The 18,533-nt window shown below is 55.7% G+C and carries 17 protein-coding genes; 5 read left to right on the forward strand and 12 right to left on the reverse strand.

Annotated features, from left to right (window positions below):
* The first annotated feature begins 2 nt into the window (after positions 1-2).
* Positions 3-1,652, forward strand: a complete 1,650-nt coding sequence (locus tag HV340_RS02145; RefSeq protein ID WP_025205815.1) for a methyl-accepting chemotaxis protein — start codon at positions 3-5, stop codon at positions 1,650-1,652.
* Here HV340_RS02145 and HV340_RS02150 read toward each other — a convergent pair.
* The 3 genes from HV340_RS02150 to HV340_RS02160 all read right to left on the reverse strand — a co-directional run bounded on the left by HV340_RS02150 (position 1,649) and on the right by HV340_RS02160 (position 4,444).
* Entirely contained in the window at positions 1,649-2,614 is a 966-nt protein-coding gene (locus tag HV340_RS02150; protein ID WP_063925735.1) for a DMT family transporter, read from the reverse strand. The genes HV340_RS02145 and HV340_RS02150 overlap by 4 nt on opposite strands.
* A 75-nt stretch (positions 2,615-2,689) precedes the next feature.
* Positions 2,690-3,514, reverse strand: a complete 825-nt coding sequence (locus HV340_RS02155; RefSeq protein ID WP_025205813.1) for an AraC family transcriptional regulator — start codon at positions 3,512-3,514, stop codon at positions 2,690-2,692.
* An 81-nt stretch (positions 3,515-3,595) separates the two neighbouring features.
* Positions 3,596-4,444, reverse strand: a complete 849-nt coding sequence (locus HV340_RS02160; protein WP_181216264.1) for an SDR family oxidoreductase — start codon at positions 4,442-4,444, stop codon at positions 3,596-3,598.
* Between the two features lie 84 nt (positions 4,445-4,528).
* Here HV340_RS02160 and HV340_RS02165 point away from each other — a divergent pair, with 84 nt between their 5' ends.
* Positions 4,529-4,915: a helix-turn-helix domain-containing protein gene (locus HV340_RS02165; RefSeq protein ID WP_014168344.1), complete on the forward strand. Its 387-nt coding sequence runs from the start codon at positions 4,529-4,531 to the stop codon at positions 4,913-4,915.
* A gap of 44 nt (positions 4,916-4,959) precedes the next feature.
* Here the strand turns inward: HV340_RS02165 and HV340_RS02170 are convergent, their stop codons facing one another.
* Positions 4,960-6,903, reverse strand: coding sequence for a bifunctional 2',3'-cyclic-nucleotide 2'-phosphodiesterase/3'-nucleotidase (locus HV340_RS02170; protein WP_181216265.1), 1,944 nt, complete (start codon positions 6,901-6,903; stop codon positions 4,960-4,962).
* Positions 6,904-7,093: 190 nt separating this feature from the next.
* On the opposite strand from HV340_RS02170, the gene cysQ reads away from it, so the two are divergent.
* On the forward strand, positions 7,094-7,834 hold the full coding sequence (cysQ, locus tag HV340_RS02175) for a 3'(2'),5'-bisphosphate nucleotidase CysQ (protein ID WP_014168346.1): 741 nt from the start codon (positions 7,094-7,096) through the stop codon (positions 7,832-7,834).
* Here the strand turns inward: cysQ and HV340_RS02180 are convergent.
* A complete protein-coding gene (locus HV340_RS02180) occupies positions 7,828-8,385 on the reverse strand; it encodes a YtfJ family protein (RefSeq protein WP_014168347.1) in 558 nt (185 codons plus the stop codon). The two genes, cysQ and HV340_RS02180, sit on opposite strands and share 7 nt — an antisense overlap.
* A gap of 324 nt (positions 8,386-8,709) precedes the next feature.
* On the opposite strand from HV340_RS02180, the gene HV340_RS02185 reads away from it, so the two are divergent.
* On the forward strand, positions 8,710-8,916 hold the full coding sequence (locus tag HV340_RS02185) for a DUF1107 domain-containing protein (RefSeq protein WP_003856054.1): 207 nt from the start codon (positions 8,710-8,712) through the stop codon (positions 8,914-8,916).
* Between the two features lie 78 nt (positions 8,917-8,994).
* Here the strand turns inward: HV340_RS02185 and HV340_RS02190 are convergent, their stop codons facing one another.
* The 6 genes from HV340_RS02190 to HV340_RS02215 all read right to left on the reverse strand — a co-directional run bounded on the left by HV340_RS02190 (position 8,995) and on the right by HV340_RS02215 (position 16,604).
* Entirely contained in the window at positions 8,995-10,332 is a 1,338-nt protein-coding gene (locus tag HV340_RS02190) for a hemolysin family protein (protein WP_014168349.1), read from the reverse strand.
* A gap of 193 nt (positions 10,333-10,525) precedes the next feature.
* The gene (locus HV340_RS02195; RefSeq protein ID WP_181216266.1) at positions 10,526-12,073 is read right to left on the reverse strand and encodes an MFS transporter; all 1,548 of its coding nucleotides are present in this window, start codon (positions 12,071-12,073) and stop codon (positions 10,526-10,528) included.
* A 67-nt stretch (positions 12,074-12,140) separates the two neighbouring features.
* Entirely contained in the window at positions 12,141-13,175 is a 1,035-nt protein-coding gene (locus HV340_RS02200; protein WP_181216267.1) for a Gfo/Idh/MocA family oxidoreductase, read from the reverse strand.
* Positions 13,176-13,187: 12 nt separating this feature from the next.
* Positions 13,188-14,255 carry a Gfo/Idh/MocA family oxidoreductase gene (locus HV340_RS02205; RefSeq protein WP_032679504.1) on the reverse strand — a complete coding sequence of 356 codons (1,068 nt, stop codon included), beginning with the start codon at positions 14,253-14,255 and terminating at the stop codon, positions 13,188-13,190.
* A 2-nt stretch (positions 14,256-14,257) separates the two neighbouring features.
* Positions 14,258-15,436, reverse strand: coding sequence for a Gfo/Idh/MocA family oxidoreductase (locus HV340_RS02210; protein WP_181216268.1), 1,179 nt, complete (start codon positions 15,434-15,436; stop codon positions 14,258-14,260).
* 16 nt (positions 15,437-15,452) lie between these two features.
* Positions 15,453-16,604, reverse strand: coding sequence for a Gfo/Idh/MocA family oxidoreductase (locus HV340_RS02215; protein ID WP_181216269.1), 1,152 nt, complete (start codon positions 16,602-16,604; stop codon positions 15,453-15,455).
* Between the two features lie 193 nt (positions 16,605-16,797).
* Here HV340_RS02215 and HV340_RS02220 point away from each other — a divergent pair, with 193 nt between their 5' ends.
* Complete coding sequence (locus HV340_RS02220; protein ID WP_014168356.1) at positions 16,798-17,856, forward strand: LacI family DNA-binding transcriptional regulator; 1,059 nt, start codon at positions 16,798-16,800, stop codon at positions 17,854-17,856.
* Here HV340_RS02220 and msrA read toward each other — a convergent pair whose 3' ends face one another.
* The gene (msrA, locus tag HV340_RS02225; RefSeq protein ID WP_050737587.1) at positions 17,857-18,498 is read right to left on the reverse strand and encodes a peptide-methionine (S)-S-oxide reductase MsrA; all 642 of its coding nucleotides are present in this window, start codon (positions 18,496-18,498) and stop codon (positions 17,857-17,859) included.
* Positions 18,499-18,533: the final 35 nt, after the last annotated feature.

Genomic DNA, 18,533 nt, shown 5'->3' on the forward strand with positions numbered 1-18,533 from the left:
GCATGTTTAAACGTATAAAAGTCATTACCCTTCTTATTTCGGTGCTGCTTGTGCTCGGCATCATGCAAGTCATTTCCGCCGGCATTTTTATCAACGCGCTGAATAACGACAAAGATAACTTCACCGTCTCGCAGCTCTCAAGCCAGAATGTCGCCGAGTTTACCGATGCATGGATCAGCCTCAACCAGGCCCGCGTGACCCTGAACCGCGGCATGCTGCGTCTGCAAAGCAGCATGGCGTCTCAGATTAACGGCGGCCAGTTGAATGAACTGGTGAACACGGCGAAGAACCTGCTTGCGGATGCGCAGTCCCATTACGATAAATACTACGCTTTGCCTAATACTCCAGGTCTGGACGAGAATCTGGCTAACCGTCTGGAAGAGCAGTACCGTATTTACTCCGCCACGCTGACGCAAATGAACGTCCTGCTGGGCCAGGGCAATCTGGAAGATATGTTCAAGCAGAATGCGGAGCAGAAACAGACCGCGATGCAGAACGTGTACCGTGAATGGCGTGAAGCGCAGGCCGTCCTCACGGACAGAGGGATTAAAGACAACGAAAACGATTATAAACGTATCCTGTGGATCCTCTCTGCGGTCATGCTGCTGGTGATTGCCGTGATCGTCTCCAGCTGGATTGCAATGCGCCGCGTTCTGCTGCTGCCGCTGCAGGATGTGATCGGCCATATCCGCGCCATTGCCGCAGGGGATTTGACCCAGCCGATTCAGGCAGAGGGTAAGAATGAAATGGCTATCCTGGCGCGCAACGTTCAGGAGATGCAAACTTCGCTGGCAAACACGGTGGGCGTGGTGCGTGAAGGCGCAGACACCATTTACACCGGTGCAGGGGAAATCTCTGCGGGCAGCAACGACCTCTCTTCCCGTACCGAGCAGCAGGCTGCCTCTCTGGAAGAGACGGCTGCCAGCATGGAACAACTGACCGCCACGGTAAAACAAAACGCCGATAACGCACGTCAGGCTTCCCGTCTGGCGCTTGATGCCTCCTCAACCGCGAAGAAGGGCGGTAACGTGGTGGAGGGTGTGGTGCGCACCATGGACGACATTGCGACCAGTTCCAGCAAAATTGCGCAAATTACCAACGTAATCGACGGCATTGCCTTCCAGACCAACATCCTGGCGCTGAACGCGGCGGTGGAAGCCGCGCGTGCAGGCGAGCAGGGCCGTGGCTTTGCGGTGGTCGCAGGTGAGGTGCGTACCCTTGCCCAGCGTAGCGCTCAGGCGGCAAAAGAGATTAAAGCGCTGATCGACGATTCCGGCGAGCGCGTGAATGCCGGCTCACAGCTGGTAAACGAAGCCGGGGCGACGATGGCAGAGATCGTGAATGCGGTCACCCGCGTGACCGACATCATGGGCGAGATTGCCTCTGCCTCTGACGAGCAGAGCCGCGGTATCGATCAGGTAGGTCAGGCGGTGGCCGAGATGGATCGCGTGACCCAGCAGAACGCCTCGCTGGTAGAGGAGTCTGCGGCAGCGGCGGCCGCGCTGGAAGATCAGGCGGCACGCCTGAACGAAGCGGTAGCGGTGTTTAAAATTACCCGCAATCAGGTGGTCAACGCCGCGCCGGTGAAAAGCTACACTCCAGCGGCTAAACCTGTCGCGGCGACGTCTGAAGCGAACTGGGAAACGTTTTAACTCTCTGAAGCCGGAACGACCATCGGTTTTTCCGGCTTTGCTCTCACCGCCATCACGACCCCAACGACCAGCAATATAATCCCGCAGGCGGTTAACAGCGGCGGTACGCTCTGGCGCATCAGGAAGGTGTAAAGCAGCCCGGCCAGCGTTTCGAACACAATCAACGGCCCTAAAATTACCGTCGGCAGCTTCTGGCTGGCGATATTCCAGCACAGCGCGCCCACCCACGAGCAGAGCACCGCAATCGCCAGCATCAGCCCGACAAAGCCCCACGGTCTCGGTCCGAACGGTTGAGCGAAATCCGGTTGCTGGTGGCCTAACCAGAGACAGGCTCCCACATAGCCCATAAGCGAAACCGGGAGCGTGACCAACGCCTGAGCCGTCGCCCACATCATCGGGTGTTTATCCGGGTTTTCCCGCAGCCAGCGCGCGTTACGCAGGGCATACCACGCCCAGCACACCACGGAAACGAATGCCAGCAGGATGCCAGAACCGTAACGCAACAGCGAGAAGTCCTCCAGCCCATGCTGCAGCTCGGCAATGTTGACGCAGACCAGCCCCACGGCGGTACACACCAAGGCTGGTACCATTTTTGACCACGCCAGTTTCCCGTCGCGGTGGCTGTAAAGCAGGTTAGCGAAGACCGGGATCACCACGGGCAGCGTGCCGATAATCATGGTAGATACCGGTGCCCCGGTTCGCTGAATGGCGCTCGCCAGGCAAACATAATAGATAAGGTTGCCCATCATGGTCAGCGCCAGCGCGGTGAACCAGTCCTGCCAGCCGAGCTGACGCAAACGTGCACGACCGAGCCACGCCAGCGGGAGAGCAATCAGCCCCAGTGCCAGATAACGTCCGGTCGACTGCAGTATTGCCGGGTACTCCGGCACGATCAGCGGGCCGACAAAAATCAGTCCCCACATCAGACCCGCAAGCAGGGCATACAACACACCACTAATCATTTTTCCATCCACATCGGTTTATTCTGCGTTCAGTGTAGGAGGGGGAAGGGCGCGCGTATTGTATGAGGTTGCGCATCAGCGCTTAACGACCTGCTTCTGGTAGCGCACGGGGGTAATGCCATAGCGGCGGGTAAAGGCGCGAGTCAAATGGGACTGATCGGTCAGCCCGGTCGCGGCGGCGACTTCGGCGGCGGGCATGCCGTGCGTGAGAAACGCTTTGGCGCGCCACAGGCGGATAGCCATCAGCATCTGATGCGGAGTGACATGGAAATGCGCCTTGAACTGGCGCTGAAAATGGTAGGGGCTCAGTGAGACCACGTTGGCCAGCTCGTCCAGCGTCAGGGCGTGCATGTAGTTGTCGTGCATATACTCGCGAACCCGTTCGAACCGGTGTGCACCTTCCCGGGTAACCGGTGCGTGGCGGGCTAACGGCTGGAAGGTCTCGATCAGATCCAGCAGCAAGCCTTTTTGCGCCAGCGGGTCGTCCGTATGCCACAGGCCATAGATAAGCCTGCCGATTTGCTGTGAGCGCAGCGGGTCATGGCGGGTTACGTCGCTAAACCACCAGTGGCGAAGGCCGGTCACCTCTTCCAGCAGATCGGGTTCAATGTAAACCATCCGGTAGCGCCAGCCGCCATCCGTCGCCGATTCCCCGGTGTGGATCTCGTCCGGGTTCATGGTCACGACGGATTTTTCCGCCGCGAGATGCTGAGTACCGCGATAGCGAAAGCGTTCGGCACCGGTTTCAATGGTGCCGATGCCGAAGGCTTCATGCGTATGAGGCTCAAAGGCGTAGTCAGAAATATGCGCGTGATAAAGCTCCAGGCCCGGCAAATGCGCCAGATGGCGAAAGCGCGCGCTGTCTCTCTCATCAATGAACTGTTCCGGTACGCCCTGCACGGTGAACCTCCTCATGGATCATCTCTCCATTATCAGAGATGACCCGAGGGGATGCTACAAAAAATAACCATTTTGCAACATTTACAGGATGGCTTTAATGCTCTCTGAAAGCGGTGTGGTTGGACGCCCGATCAGTTTGCTCAGCGTATGGCTGTCGTCAAACAGACCGCCTTTAGACGCGCCCACATCGGAGTCCGCCAGCATATCTGCCAGCCCGGCAGGCAGGCCAACGCCCTTCAGCGCAGCGGCAAAATCCGCTTCGCTCATGTTCTGATTCGCCACGTTTTTGCCGCTCTGTTTGCTGAGTTCGGCCGCCAGTTCGCTCAGCGTCCAGGCGTGGTCGCCGGCCAGCTCGTATACGTTGCCTGCATGGCCGTCCCCGGAGATGACTTTTGCCGCGGCAGCCGCGTAATCCGCACGGGTGGCCGAGGCGATTTTGCCTTCACCGGCCGCGCCAATAAATACGCCGTGCTCCAGCGCGGGCGGTGCGCTCGCCAGATAGTTTTCGGTGTACCAGCCGTTACGCAGCAGGGCGTAAGGGATGCCGGACTCTGCCAGCGCCTTCTCCGTCGCGACGTGTTCAACGTGCAGACCCAGCGGCGATTTATCCGCATGCAGCAGGCTGGTATAGGCGATGAATTTCACGCCAGCGGCTTTGGCAGCATTAATGACGTTCTGATGTTGGGTGGCGCGCTGACCCACTTCGCTGGAGGAGATCAGCAGCAGCTTATCTATGCCCTTAAGCGCGGAGGTCATTGTGCTTTCGTCAGCGTAATCCCCCTGACGAACGGTAATTCCCTGCTGGCTCAGGGCTTCAGCTTTTGCCGGATTGCGGACAATCGCCACAATCTGGTTTGCCGGTACGGTGTTTAACAGCTGTTCGATAACGAGCTGGCCAAGCTGGCCGGTTGCGCCGGTAATTGCGATCATGATGAATCCTCTTCGTGTTTGTCTGGTGTTGTGGCACACTAGCACCATAGCTAACTTTTAGTAAGTACGTACATAAAGGTAAGTATGAAAACAACGATACCGACACTTAGCGAACAAATGCGCGATGGCAACCTCTTCGCGGAACAGTGTCCTTCCAGAGAGGTTCTCAAACATGTCACCAGCCGCTGGGGCGTGCTGATTCTGGTGGCCCTGCGGCAGGGAACCCACCGTTTCAGCGACCTGCGCCGAAAAATGGGAGGCGTCAGCGAAAAGATGCTGGCCCAGTCGCTACAGGCGCTGGAACAGGACGGGTTTGTTAATCGCGTCTCGTATCCGGTTGTACCACCGCACGTTGAGTATAGCCTGACGCCGTTAGGGACAGAGGTGAGTGAGAAAGTGGCCGCGCTGGCGGACTGGATAGAAGTGCATACGCCGCAGGTGATGGCGAACCGGGAAGAACGCGCGGCGTAAAGGCAGGCCGGGTAAGGCGAAGCCGCTACCCGGCACACACCGCGTTACTTGCTTAAATCCACCTGATAAATGGCGAAGCCAATATCATCCGTTGCAACTTTCTTCATCGGATAGTGGGCTTTATCGTTAATAAACGCCGCCGCTTTATCGGACGGTGAAGTTTCAAAACGGATGTCTAGCGGCGTGTCGCTGTGAATGGGGGCCAGGCGCCAGTTGTTGTCCACTGCCGGATGAATGCCCCCCGCTTTTTTGGACTCCGCGCTGATCCACGCCGCCAGCACTGAGCGATTCTCGTCCGGTGAGGCAAAGGCAATATGGCTATCTCCCGTGCCGGCAAACTTGCCGCCGTAGGCGCGGTAGTTATTGGTTACCACCAGGAAGGTGGCATTCGGGTCGATGGCTTTGCCCTTAAAGGTCAGGTTTTTGATGCGCTCGGCCTGCGGGTTAATGACCTGGCATTCGCCGTCATATTTTGCAGGCTGGGTAACATCAATCTGATACTCCACGCCGTCAATCACGTCAAAGTTATAGGTCCGGAACCCGTCCCAGTTAATCAGCGACTGCGGCTTGCTGCTGTGCGGATCAATCTGGTTAAACTGCCCGGCGGAGCACTCCAGCCACGCTTTCACCTCTTTGCCCGTCGCTTTGACCACCACCAGGGTGTTCGGATAGAGGTAGAGATCGGCGGCGTTACGGAAGGTCAGCTGGCCCTTTTCGACTTCAACGTAGCTTGCCGGGTCATTCTTACGCCCGCCCACTTTGAACGGTGCCGCGGCCGACAGCACCGGCAGTTTTGCCAGGTCCGGGTCGCCCTGAATAACGTGTTCGACATAGGCTTTTTGTGCCATGTTAACCACCTGGACAGTCGGGTCATCCTGCACCAGCGCCAGGTAGCTGTACATGTTATCGGCGGATTTACCGATCGGCTTGCTGACGAAGTCGCGGGTGGCGTCGTGGTCATGCTTCAGCACGTCGACCAGTTTTTTATCTTCGGCGGCGAGTGATTTTTTAGCCGCAGCGTCGTAAATCGGGCGCGCCTCTGCTTTTGACTGAGTGACCTTCCAGTTGCCGCCGTCGTTATTGAGGACCAGATCCACCACACCAAGGTGGTCGCCCCACATACCCGGCATCACCGACGGCACGCCATTGAGCGTCCCTTTCTCGATGTCTGCACTCTTAATGTTGGCAAAGTCCTTACCCGGGAAGACCGCGTGGGCGTGGCCGAACAGAATCGCATCGACGCCCGGGACTTCACTCAGATAATAAACGGAGTTTTCCGCCATGGCCTGATACGGATCGGCGGAGAGTCCCGAGTGCGCAACCACCACCACCAGATCTGCGCCTTTTTCGCGCATTTCCGGCACGTATTTGCGCGCAGTTTCGGTAATATCGTTAACGGTCACTTTACCGTCGAGGTTGGCTTTATCCCAGGTCATGATTTGCGGCGGCACAAAGCCGATATAGCCGATTTTAAGCGTCTGTTTTTTACCGTCCTGATCGACAACCTCGGTCTCTTTAATCAGATAGGGGGTAAAGAGCGGCTTCTGCGTCTTAACGTCGATGATATTGGCGTTAACGTACGGGAATTTCGCGCCAGCCAGCGCATCGTGCAGGTACTTCAGGCCGTAGTTAAATTCGTGGTTGCCCAGGTTGCCGACGGCATAATCCAGCGTATTCATCGCCTTATAAACGGGATGGATCTCGCCTTTCTTCAGCCCCTTCGCCGCCATGTAGTCCCCGAGCGGGCTACCCTGAATGAGATCGCCGTTGTCGACCAGCACGCTGTTTTTAACTTCATTGCGGGCGGCAGCGATCAAACTTGCCGTGCGTACCAGTCCGAATTTTTCCGTCGGGGTATCTTTGTAGTAATCGAAGTCCATCATGTTGCTGTGCAGGTCGGTAGTTTCCAGAATTCGCAGGTCTACCGTCGCCGCCTGTACGCTCACTGCAATCAGCGTCGCCAGGAGCGTTGCGCTAAACTTAATCATCAGAGGAGTCCTTTTTTCGATCCAGGCCACAAAAGAGTATGTATCTATAGCGTGTTGCTTACAGAAATGTGAATCCTGACAGAAAAAAGCGCCATGAAACCAGAATTGCTTCACAGATAGCGGAATTGTTCCCATTACGATATAACTAAAACAAAGAGTTAACCCCACTGCGTTAACAAAGAGGTGGAGAATGTTAGATAAGATTTGTCAGCTCGCACGGGATGCGGGAGATGCCATCATGCAGGTGTATGACGGTGCAAAACCGATGGAGGTCGTCAGCAAGGCAGATGACTCTCCGGTCACCGCGGCAGATATCGCGGCTCACAAGGTGATCCTGCAAGGACTGCAGGCCTTAACGCCGGATATCCCGGTCCTGTCAGAAGAAGCGCCGCAGAGCTGGGACGAGCGTCAGCACTGGCAGCGTTACTGGCTGGTGGACCCCCTCGACGGCACCAAAGAGTTTATCAAGCGTAACGGTGAGTTCACCGTCAACATCGCGCTGATTGAAAAAGGCAAAGCGGTGCTTGGGGTGGTATACGCGCCGGTGATGAAGGTCATGTACAGCGCTGCAGACGGTAAGGCGTGGAAGGAAGAGTGCGGCGTGCGTAAGCAGATTCAGGTGCGCGATGCGCGTCCACCGCTGGTGGTGATCAGCCGGTCACACAGCGACAGCGAACTGCAGGAATATCTGCAACAGCTGGGTGAACACCAGACGACCTCGATTGGTTCATCACTGAAATTCTGTCTGGTGGCGGAAGGTCATGCCCAGCTCTACCCTCGCTTTGGGCCAACGAACGTCTGGGATACCGCGGCAGGGCATGCGGTCGCCACGGCCGCCGGGGCACATGTTCATGACTGGCAGGGTAAGCCGCTGGACTACACCCCGCGCGAATCCTTCCTTAACCCCGGCTTCCGCGTCTCTATTTATTGAGCCAGCAGTTTGTGCAGCAGGGCGACAACCTGCTGCACCTCTTCCTGGGTTAATGCCCCGTCTTTCACCCACTGCACGCGGCCGTCTTTATCCAGCACGATGATTGCAGAGCTCTCTTCCTCCAGTTGCCACGCCTTACGCGTCACGCCGTTGCTGTCGACAATAAACTGCGACCACGGATAGAGTTTTTTATTGCTCTCAAGGCTTGAACGCACAAACATTCCGGAGCCAGGAATGGCATCGTCAGTATTAACAATCGTGGTGGTCTGGTAGCGGTCGTGTGGGAATTTTGCGGCCTTGATCGCTTCCACCAGGTTGGCATTTTTCTCTTTTGCGGATGTACGACCGGCAATATGTTGTACAACTCTCACTTTGCCTGCGAGCTGCGCGCTATTCCACGCTTTGTAGCTAAACTTATCATTGTCGAGAATCAATTCTCCCCGGTCAGCAATGCCGACTGGTGGTACTCGTTGTCCTTTTTCAATCGCGTGAGCGCTAGCCCACAGGGGCAGAAGCAGGCAGGCTGCTGCAAGGATAGTACGTAGGGTCATGGTGTTTCCTTATTGTTTGCAGGTGATCCGACCACTTGGTCATACGCTTTTAATCATAAGTGCGATCAATGTGGTTTTCCCGCAATCCCGATGCCAGTTTGCGGGTGAACGCACATATCCATGAAAAAACGACGGCTTATACTGCCCTGAGTGAAGCTTTGCAAAGATTATTCTGAATAATTGTAATCAAACGGTAAATAAACTTATGCATACTGGGTAACACCGTAGTTCTGGTCTATAGTCTTTGGGCAACAAAATTTGCGCTCAGGACAGTCGGGCCGATTGTGGCACCGCAAGAGCGTATGATTCGCAGGAGATACAAGAATGAAAATTTTCCAACGCTACAACCCGCTTCAGGTGGCGAAGTACGTGAAGATCCTGTTCCGTGGACGGTTGTATATCAAGGATGTTGGCGCTTTTGAGTTTGATAAGGGCAAGATCCTTATCCCAAAAGTGAAGGACAAGCAGCACCTGTCTGTGATGTCTGAAGTCAACCGTCAGGTTATGCGTCTGCAAACTGAGATGGCTTAACCAACGTGCTATGCAGTAGTAAAAAACGCAGTTGATAAAAAAACGGCTCCCGATGGGAGCCGTTGATGTTTATGGGCCTTACGCCGACACTTTCTCTTCTGCGTCAGGCATCCGCGGCACCAGCACGGTCGGTTTATTATCGATACGCGTCACCAGCAGCTGGTCGATGCGGTAGTTATCAATATCCACCACTTCAAACTTGTAGCCAGAGAACTTCACCGAGTCGGTACGTTTCGGGATTTTTCGCAGCATAAACATCATAAAGCCGCCAATGGTCTCGTAATTACCTGACTGCGGGAACTCGTCGATATCCAGCACGCGCATGACATCGTCAATCGGCGTACCGCCGTCGATAAGCCATGAGTTCTCGTCACGCTGAACAATCTGCTCTTCCAGACCCTGGCCAACCAGGTCGCCCATCAGCGTGGTCATCACATCGTTGAGGGTGATGATGCCCACCACCAGCGCGTATTCGTTCATGATAACGGCAAAATCTTCACCGGCCGTTTTGAAACTTTCCAGCGCTTCAGAGAGGGTGAGGGTATCCGGAACAATCAGGGTATTGCGGATCTGAACGCCGCTGTTGAGCGCCAGGCTCTGGTTGGCCAGCACGCGGTTCAGCAGGTCTTTCGAGTCCACATAACCGATGATGTGGTCGATATCTTCATTACAGACCAAGAACTTGGAGTGCGGGTGCTCGGCCACCTTTTGCTTCAGGCTCTGCTCGTCTTCGTGCAGGTCGAACCAAATCACGTTTTCGCGTCCGGTCATGGATGACGGTACGGTACGGGATTCCAGCTCAAACACGTTCTCAATCAACTCGTGCTCCTGCTTGCGCAGCACGCCCGCCAGGGCACCCGCTTCGAAGACCGCATAGATATCATCAGAGGTGATATCGTCTTTTCGCACCATCGGAATTTTAAACAGGCGGAAAATGCTGTTGGCCAGGCCGTTGAAGAACCACACCAGCGGACGGAACAGGAACAGGCAGAAGCGCATCGGGTTGATGATGCGCAAAGCCACAGCTTCTGGCGCAATCATACCGATGCGTTTCGGGGTCAGATCAGCGAAGAGGATGAACAGGCCAGTCACCAGCGAGAAGGAGAGAATAAAACTCAGTTGCTCGGAGAGTTCAGGTGAAAAGTAGCGTGCGAAGAGGCCATGAAACACCGGTGAAAATGCTGCATCCCCCACGATACCGCCCAGGATGGCGACCGCGTTCAGGCCAATCTGCACCACGGTGAAAAACATTCCCGGGTTTTCCTGCATTTTGAGTATGCGTGATGCGTTAACGTTGCCTTCGTCAGCAAGCAGTTTCAGTTTGATTTTACGGGAGGCGGCCAGCGAGATCTCGGATATCGAGAAAAATGCACTGACGGCAATGAGACAAAGTATCACTAAAATACTGTTTAACATAGTTTATCCGGCTTCAGCCAGATCCTCGGAAGGGAAGTTAATTACATTTGTGTGAAGACACATAGAACGTCAGCTCGTAGCGTTGAGCTGATTATTTCAGCGGGTAGTATAGCGTAAAGGCGTGTAAATCTGCCAGAGGTCACATTTTGGCATAAAATCGGCCGGACAGCGAAGCGCTGTCCGGTACGTACGGCTATTTTACTGCGGATAAACTGGCGTTTCCTGCCGCCCGGCGCGTGGCATCCCCTCCCCACACCTGGTCATACTCATAGCCGGTGAGCTGTTTGATCACCACACGGGTGTTGGCGTCGCAGTCGCGATAATCTCCGCCCAGCTTGCGGCGCGCAATCTCCTTCAGCAGCAGCTTGTGCGTCTCGCGGGTCAGTTTAAATTTATAGGTCGTGAAGAAGCTCACGGCCAGAAGGGCCGCCGTCGCGAAAATCAGCAGGCCGATAATGGCCACCAGCGCGCTTTCAGGCTGTGCGCCGCTGCCCTTCACAAACCCTGACTCCTGCAGCACCAGGCCGATGATCATGATGGCAATCGCCACGGTGCTTTTGCGGGTCAATACCATCACGCCGGCAAAAATCCCTTCGCGGCGCTGCTGCGTTACAATCTCATCGATATCAGGGATGAAACTGTAGATATTCCACGGGATGTAATAAAGACCAGAGCGGGCGGCACCGAGCAGGATAAAGACCCCCGAGAACAGCAGCGTTGGCACCTGCGTTTTGGTGAGGTAGACCGTAAACAGGAATACCAGCACGGCGAAGATACAGCCATAAGAGAGGCGCAGCGCAGCGGACGGCGTGATATTCAGCCGGTTCAAAAGCAGCATAAATCCGTACGTGCCTGGTACCGAGGCAAAGGCGGCAATGCTCAGCCAGCCCGACACGGCCGCCGCATCCTGGCTCAGACAATAAACGACATAATAGGTAAAGACCGAGCCGAAGACGTCCATCGCAGTAAACGAGAAGATATAAATAATGATATGCAGGCGGAATGCGCGGATGCGAAAGGACGAAAAGAGGTCCAGTACCAGATATTTCAGATGATTGGCTACCCCGCTGCTGCGCTGGTTATCTATCTTAAAATCGGACTCCTGATGCACATCTTTCGCTTCCCATGTGGTGTACCACGTAATAAACACCGCAAGGCAAAAAACGCAGGAAAATATCAGGCCGGTGAGCGTATAGGTAAACGGATTGTCTTTCCCGGTGAACTGCATAATGACGCCGGGGACGGAAACGGCAAGGAACCCCCCAAGCTGAGAGCAGATCATGCGCACCCCTGAAAGTCGGCTGCGCTCTTCATAGCGGTTCGTCATTTCTGCGGCCAGCGTCTCCCATGGCACCAGCACCATCGCCGACAGCAGTTCAATCGAGAGATAGGTTCCCAGGTAATACCAGTACCCCATATCCGTCAGCCACAACAGGGCATACAAAAACATTAACGGGGAACTCAGTAATAAAAAGAAACGGCGACGGCCAAATTTACGGCCGAGCCAGGTACCCGCAAAATTATCAGTGATATAACCCATGATCGGGCTTAACAGTGCATCAATGACGCGGGCGATAGCAAATATAGAGCCCGCTTCAATAACAGACAGCCCGCAATAGGTCGTGTAAAAAAATAACAGCCAGGTGCCGATAATGGCGAAAGCGCCTCCGCCAAACAGATCGGTTATGCCGTAGCCAAGCGCCACGCCATAACCAACTCTACGTTCAGTTGGTTTGACCATAATAATATCCAGTGTAGGGTAATGATTAACCCGTTTTACGGGGCGTATTTTTATTAACGTCTGGAATTCAAATTACGTTCTGGTTGTTGATATTTATCCATTGTCTTGTTTGAGATGACCGATAAATAGCCTCCACAAGGGTGAGTGATTTGCCGGCGGTACGGATATCGATATAGTCTCTGTTGTCCGGATGATGAACGGCAGTATAAAACCGGCGGATCGCCTGCTGATGACCCAGCCCCCAGTAGCTTTTTACCGCGCCGTCGGGGGAATCATCGCTTGCCAGTTTTAATCGCTCACCCGGCGTGACGCGCCAGAGAGTGTTGTCATTCAGCAGCAGCGAGCCGCGTTCACAGTGGATCTCCAGCAGGAGAGGGGCGTCCGTGGTGTGGCAATTGCTGGCATAAAACAGGCCGCGGGCGCCGTTGGCGAAGTGTAGCGTGGCCATTGCGTTGTCTTCGCCTTCGGTCACGTCTGCCAGCTCACCGCTATCCACCACGCCTTTCACTCGCGTCACGCCTTCACCGAACCACTGCATCAGGTCGAGCGTATGGATTGCCTGGTTGATCAGCAGACTCCCGCCTTCTGTTGCCAGCCGACCGCGCCAGGGGCTTTGCGTGTAGTAAGCGCCCGCGCGTGACCATGTGAGTACTGCCCTGATGCTGAGCATTTTCCCCAGCTGTCCATGGCCTAACTCCTGCCGAATACGCTGGCTGGTGGGGTTGAGCCGGTTCTGATAGCACACGCCGAGCAGGCTCTGAGCCCGATCGGCGGCACGGGTGATATCAATGAGTTCACGGGTGTTCATGCCCACCGGCTTTTCGCAGAAAACATGCTTCCCGGCGGCCAGTGCCGCCAGAATCATCTCTTTATGCTCGAAATGGGGCGTACAGATGTGTACCACGTCGATGGCATCATCCAGCAGCATTTCCCGGTAATCCTGATAAAAACGGCATTGATAGTCTTTCGCCAGCGCCAGTCCTTTAACGCTGTCGATGTCGACCAGCGCACGCAGCGCGACGTTGGGTATCTGGCGCAGGGCATTGACATGGCAGCCATGAATCGCCCCGCCGCCAATGATAGCGGTATTCAGGATAGTCATCTCCGGCTCCCCTTAACCCGCCGCGTTGGCGAGCATTTGAGCCTTCACGCACAGCTCCGCAGCCTTGAAAGCGTGCGCCTGCGTCATGGCATTTTCAGTCCGATGGAGACAGTCGAGGATCAGTTCGCCAAAGAACGGGAATCCGACCTGGCCTGCTACCGGATAACGGAACTCCCCCTCTTTATTGACGAGATAAACCACATCCTGCTCGCCGCGGGTTAAATCGACGTATTTGCGGATTTCGATGTAGCCCTCGGTGCCGAGCAGCGTCAGTCGCCCGTCACCCCATGTGGACAGCCCGTCCGGGGTAAACCAGTCGCAGCGGAAGTAGCCGCTGGCGCCGTTTTCGCCTTTGAGCATTGCATCGCCAAAATCTTCAAAGGCGGGGTACTGCGGGTGTTTAACGTTCCGGACCTGGCTTGCTATCACGGTGGCATCGCGGTTGCCGGTGTAAAAAAGGAACTGCTCAATCTGATGGCTGCCGATGTCACACAGGATGCCGCCGAAGTATCGCCGATCGTAAAACCAGTCCGGCCTTCCTTCGCCTTCACGGTGTGGGCCTGTCCCCAGCGTTTGTACCACGTCGCCGATGGCACCTTGCTTTACCAGTTGACCGGCAAAGACAGCACTCTCAACATGCAGACGTTCGCTGTAGTAAACCGCATATTTCTTACCGGTTTTTTCAACCATCGCTTTGGCATCTGCCAGCTGTTCAAGGGTGGTGAGCGGCGCTTTGTCGGTAAAGTAATCCTTCCCCGCCGCCATCGATTTCAGCCCCAGCGCACAGCGTTCAGAGGGGATGGCGGCGCCTGCCACCAGACGCACCTCGTTATCGGCGAGGATCGCCTCCAGCGAATCTGCCACTCTGGCCTGCGGATACTGCTGGATAAATTTATCCACTCTGGACGGATCGGGATCGTAAACCCATTTCAGCGTGGCGCCGGCTTCAATCAGCCCGTTACACATTCCATAAATATGCCCGTGGTCGAGCGCGGCAGCGGCAAAGACAAATTCACCTTCCCGGACAACGGGCTGAGGTTTGCCGACTGGCGCGTAGTTCATTCCGTCATGTTTATTCATCTTCAGATTCCTCGATCCAGATCTTTACCCAGGGGGATAGCGCCCACTTCGCTGAAGTTGGCCACGCTTGCGGATTTCTCATGAAAACGGGGGGCGAGGGTGTTAATCCCGCCGGTACGGTAAAACGGATCGTCACGTGGAATGGGGAGCGAGACCACGGTGCGGGTGATGGCAGATTTATAAATTGCGGTAATCAACTCCAGCGAGCGTTTTCCCTGTAATCCATCCACCAGCGGGGCCGTGCCGCGTTCAATACTCAGCAGCAGGTCGTTAATCTGCCCGGTATGCAGCGTCCACGCGAGTGCCGGTGTCTGCGCAAAAACAGCGTTGAGCTGTGCTTCCCGCTGCTGGTCGTGAGTTTCCTGAGGAAAACCGTTATCGGCACTCACGCTGGCACAGGCTTGCCAGGGGGCAGAGATGCGTGCGCGCTCGCCCTGGATGACGATCTTCTGATCTTCGCCGTGATGCACCACCGAGGCGGTAAGCTGCGTGAGTGCGCCATTGGGATATTTGAATATTGCGGCGCTGAGGTCTTCCACTTCGGCATTGTCATGCGCCACGTTGGTCATCATCGCCACCACCTCGGATGGAAACCCGAGCATCCACTGAATAGCGTCGATATGGTGAACCGCGTGATTGAGCGTGCAGCCGCCCCCCTCTTTTTCCCAGGTGCCACGCCACCACAGATCGTAATAGCAGTGGCCGCGCCACCAGAACGAATCCACCTGCGCATGGCAGATTTTGCCCGCGAGGCCGGAATCCAGTGCTGCTTTTAAGCGCCAGAAGGCATCGGTAAAGCGATTTTGCGCAATGATGGAGAGCGTTTTGCCGCTGGCCTGCTGAGCCGCAATCATCGCGTCGCACTCCTCAAGCGAGGCGGCCATCGGCTTTTCACACAGCACATGGCACCCGGCCTCCAGTGCATCAATGCTGATCTGTGCGTGGACATACGGCGGGGTGCAGACATCGACGATATCGACGTCTGGTTCGGATGCCAGCATCTGCTGATGGCTTTCATACACGCGGGCCTGCGTCAGGCCGTAGCGCGTTTTTTTCTCGTGCGCTTTTTCCGGGTAGATATCCACCAGCGCGACAATCCGGCAGCGCTGACCAAACTGCAAATAACCCTGAATATGGTTATGTGAGATATTGCCTGTACCTACAATGGCGATATTTAGCATCGTGTCGTCTCCGGAGTTACCAGGTGCCTGAGGCATCAAGCGTCACGTTTATGGCCTCTTTAGCAACTGAGGTGCTGATGCGTTGCTGGAGCAGGCGCAAGTAGTGTTTCTCGTTGATCGGCAGTTCGACCCAGTCGTCAGTCCAGGTGGAAAGATGCATGGCATTGGAGAGCGTCAGGCCGTGGATTCCGTCCAGGCCCGGCGCAATCAGCGGTTCACCGCGCAGGATGGCGGCGCAGAAGTTTGCGGTAATGACATGATGTTCGCTGCATTCGGCGGCGACAGCAATGCCGACCTCCCAGCATTCAGGCTCCCCAAAACCGTTTTGCCAGCGGGCGTTAAAGTCGGTTTCGGACTCACGTAGCCGCCAGTAGCGAAGCCGCCCCTCTTCGACGACCACTTTGCCGCGATCCCCGACGATCTCCAGGCGATTTGTCCCCGGCGTTTCTGCCACGGTAGTGATAAATACACCGGTAGCCCCATTGGCATACTCGGCATAGGCGGTGACCTCGTCTTCCACTTCAATGTCACGATGTTTGCCGAACTGGCAAAACGCGCGCAGGCGGACCGGCATGCCCACCAGCCACTGCCAGAGATCGAGCTGATGCGGATCCTGGTTGAGCAACACGCCGCCGCCTTCTCCTTTCCAGGTCGCGCGCCAGCCGCCGGAGTTGTAGTAGCTCTGCGAGCGGTACCAGTTGGTGATTATCCAGTTAGAGCGGCGGATCTCGCCCAGCTCGCCGCTGTCGATAAGATCTTTAACCTTCCGGTAGAGCGGGTTTGGTCGCTGGTTGTACATGATGCCAAACACCACGTCGCACTCGCGCGCGCAGGCGTTCATCTCCTGCACCTGCGCCGTATAAACGCCTGCCGGTTTTTCACACAGGGTATGAATGCCGTTACGCATCGCCAGCATCGACAGGCGCGGATGTTCGTAATGGGGCGTGGCGACAATCACCGCGTCGATAAGCCCGCTCTGGATCATCTCCTGGGCATCACTGAACAGGGGAATGGCCCCCACCAGCTGGCGAATGGCCGGGTGTTTTTCCGGTGCATTGTCACAAACCGCCGTCAGGCAGGCGTCATTGACCGTACCCGCGAGTAAATAACGTGCGTGGACCGTACCGATATTACCTATACCAATAATGCCAAAACGTACCTTCTCCATGTCACACCTTAATTTCAGTTGAAAAGAAGTGATGACCGGAAAATAGGAAAGGCGAGGCGTAGCGACAATGTGTTTTTGTGAGAATACTCGCAAGGTGAATAAGTAATCTCCAGGCTTTCTGAAATTTGGTTTTAAAATCAAAAGGCTGTTTCTGCAAATATTTGCAAAAACTGATTGAGAGCGAGGTCACACTATGCCGGGCAGGTTAAAAATGGAGGAGATCGCGGCCCTCACGGGATATTCCGTTAGCACGGTGTCGAGGGTATTAAGCGGCAAGTCATATACCAGCGATAAAGCCCGGGATGCGATCGTTCGCACCGCACGAGAGCTGGGCGTGCTGGAGTCCATGGCCAGTGGACGGCTGTTGATTAACGGTATTGCCGTTTTTGCTCCGGAAAGAACCTTTCAGGGGCGCGGCGATATTTTTTATCTTGAGGTGACCAAAGGGATTGCTGAGGCCTGCTCGCCACACAATGTGTGGGTCAGCTGTTGCGGATTAGAAGAACAGCACGCCGATGTAAAATTATTTATGGAAAAGGCCAGCCAGAAGAACATCAACGCGATAATTATTATTGGTACTGATGATGCCACCATATTTAAACTGGCCAGCACGCTCAATAAACCCTGCGTCTTAATTAATTCCGTGGACCGGGAGCGGGTACTGGATTCGGTATCACCCGATCACCGGGCGATTGGCTTCACCGCCATGCAGTATCTCTTTGAACAGGGGCATCGGCGGGTCCTGACGCTGACCTGCCTTCGGCGAGATACGCTTTACGCTCGTCTGGATGGCATTAAAGAGGCGTATCGCCATTTTCACGTCGCCTTTGAGCCGCAGCGTGATTTACTCGTGACGGAGTGGTTTACCGCAGACGAAGCCGAGCGGGCGCTGGATGAGTGGCTGCTGAGTCATGACAGAGCGCAGTGGCCAGAGGTGATTTTCCCAAACAGCACCAGCATGACCGAAGGTGTGGTGAGGGCATTAACCCGCCACGGGCTGCGCGTTCCGGAAGACATCTCTCTGATTACCACCGATTTTGCCTGGAATTTAGCGCACCGGCTGGAAAAACCGGTCACGGGGGTCACGGTGCCCTGCCGCGAACTGGGGATTGAGGCCGTGCACCTGCTGCAGACCCGCCTTAACAGGCCGCAGGCACCGGTTTTTAACCTGCTGTTGCAGGGAAAAGTCATGAATTATGGGTCGGTCAGTAATGCCACGCGCCACGCGGCTCGCGTGGCGCTAGACCAGTAATCAGGCCAGCTGTGGCGGCAGGCAGACGCCGATACCCCCGATACCGCAGTAGCCGTACGGGTTTTTATGCAGGTACTGCTGGTGGTCGTCTTCCGCATAGTAGAACGGTTTGGCGGAGGCGATTTCCGTGGTGACCTCGCGGTTGTCACCGGCATCGTGCATCGCTTTCTGGAAGCGCGCCAGACTTGCGCGGGCGGCCGTCTCCTGCTCAGGAGTGAGAGGGTAGATAGCCGAGCGGTACTGGGTGCCGTGGTCGTTACCCTGACGCATGCCCTGGGCCGGGTCGTGGTTTTCCCAGAACACCTGCAGAAGTTGCTCATAGCTAATGACGGCAGGATCATACACCACGCGTACGGCTTCGGCATGACCGGTCTCGCCAGAGCACACTTCGCGGTAGGTTGGGTTTGGCGTATACCCCCCCGTGTAGCCCGCCGCGGTGCTGTAAACGCCGGGGAGTTGCCAGAAGAGACGTTCTACGCCCCAGAAGCAGCCCATGGCGAACAGGGCGATTTCCATTCCATCAGGAACGTTTGTCATTGAATGGCCATTCACGGCGTGTAAGGTCGCCACAGGCATAGGGGTGTTGCGTCCCGGTAATGCATCAGCTTGTGAAACAAGATGCTTTTTGTCGAATAAACTCACGATGGGGGCCTCCCGGGCTGCGATGTTTCGGTTAA

The sequence above is a fragment of the Enterobacter sp. RHBSTW-00975 genome, from assembly GCF_013615235.1.
Classification (GTDB): Bacteria; Pseudomonadota; Gammaproteobacteria; order Enterobacterales; family Enterobacteriaceae; genus Enterobacter; species Enterobacter ludwigii.

What these genes read in the sequence shown, in the direction of transcription:
- HV340_RS02165 (WP_014168344.1), top strand. Translation starts at nt 4,529, where the DNA reads ATGAAAACAACGATACCGACACTTAGCGAACAAATGCGCGATGGCAAC.
- HV340_RS02200 (WP_181216267.1), bottom strand. Translation starts at nt 13,175, where the DNA reads ATGACTATCCTGAATACCGCTATCATTGGCGGCGGGGCGATTCATGGC.
- HV340_RS02185 (WP_003856054.1), top strand. Translation starts at nt 8,710, where the DNA reads ATGAAAATTTTCCAACGCTACAACCCGCTTCAGGTGGCGAAGTACGTG.
- HV340_RS02215 (WP_181216269.1), bottom strand. Translation starts at nt 16,604, where the DNA reads ATGGAGAAGGTACGTTTTGGCATTATTGGTATAGGTAATATCGGTACG.
- HV340_RS02180 (WP_014168347.1), bottom strand. Translation starts at nt 8,385, where the DNA reads ATGACCCTACGTACTATCCTTGCAGCAGCCTGCCTGCTTCTGCCCCTG.
- HV340_RS02205 (WP_032679504.1), bottom strand. Translation starts at nt 14,255, where the DNA reads ATGAATAAACATGACGGAATGAACTACGCGCCAGTCGGCAAACCTCAG.
- HV340_RS02170 (WP_181216265.1), bottom strand. Translation starts at nt 6,903, where the DNA reads ATGATTAAGTTTAGCGCAACGCTCCTGGCGACGCTGATTGCAGTGAGC.
- HV340_RS02220 (WP_014168356.1), top strand. Translation starts at nt 16,798, where the DNA reads ATGCCGGGCAGGTTAAAAATGGAGGAGATCGCGGCCCTCACGGGATAT.
- HV340_RS02160 (WP_181216264.1), bottom strand. Translation starts at nt 4,444, where the DNA reads ATGATCGCAATTACCGGCGCAACCGGCCAGCTTGGCCAGCTCGTTATC.
- HV340_RS02145 (WP_025205815.1), top strand. Translation starts at nt 3, where the DNA reads ATGTTTAAACGTATAAAAGTCATTACCCTTCTTATTTCGGTGCTGCTT.
- HV340_RS02190 (WP_014168349.1), bottom strand. Translation starts at nt 10,332, where the DNA reads ATGTTAAACAGTATTTTAGTGATACTTTGTCTCATTGCCGTCAGTGCA.
- HV340_RS02150 (WP_063925735.1), bottom strand. Translation starts at nt 2,614, where the DNA reads ATGATTAGTGGTGTGTTGTATGCCCTGCTTGCGGGTCTGATGTGGGGA.
- HV340_RS02195 (WP_181216266.1), bottom strand. Translation starts at nt 12,073, where the DNA reads ATGGTCAAACCAACTGAACGTAGAGTTGGTTATGGCGTGGCGCTTGGC.
- cysQ (WP_014168346.1), top strand. Translation starts at nt 7,094, where the DNA reads ATGTTAGATAAGATTTGTCAGCTCGCACGGGATGCGGGAGATGCCATC.
- HV340_RS02210 (WP_181216268.1), bottom strand. Translation starts at nt 15,436, where the DNA reads ATGCTAAATATCGCCATTGTAGGTACAGGCAATATCTCACATAACCAT.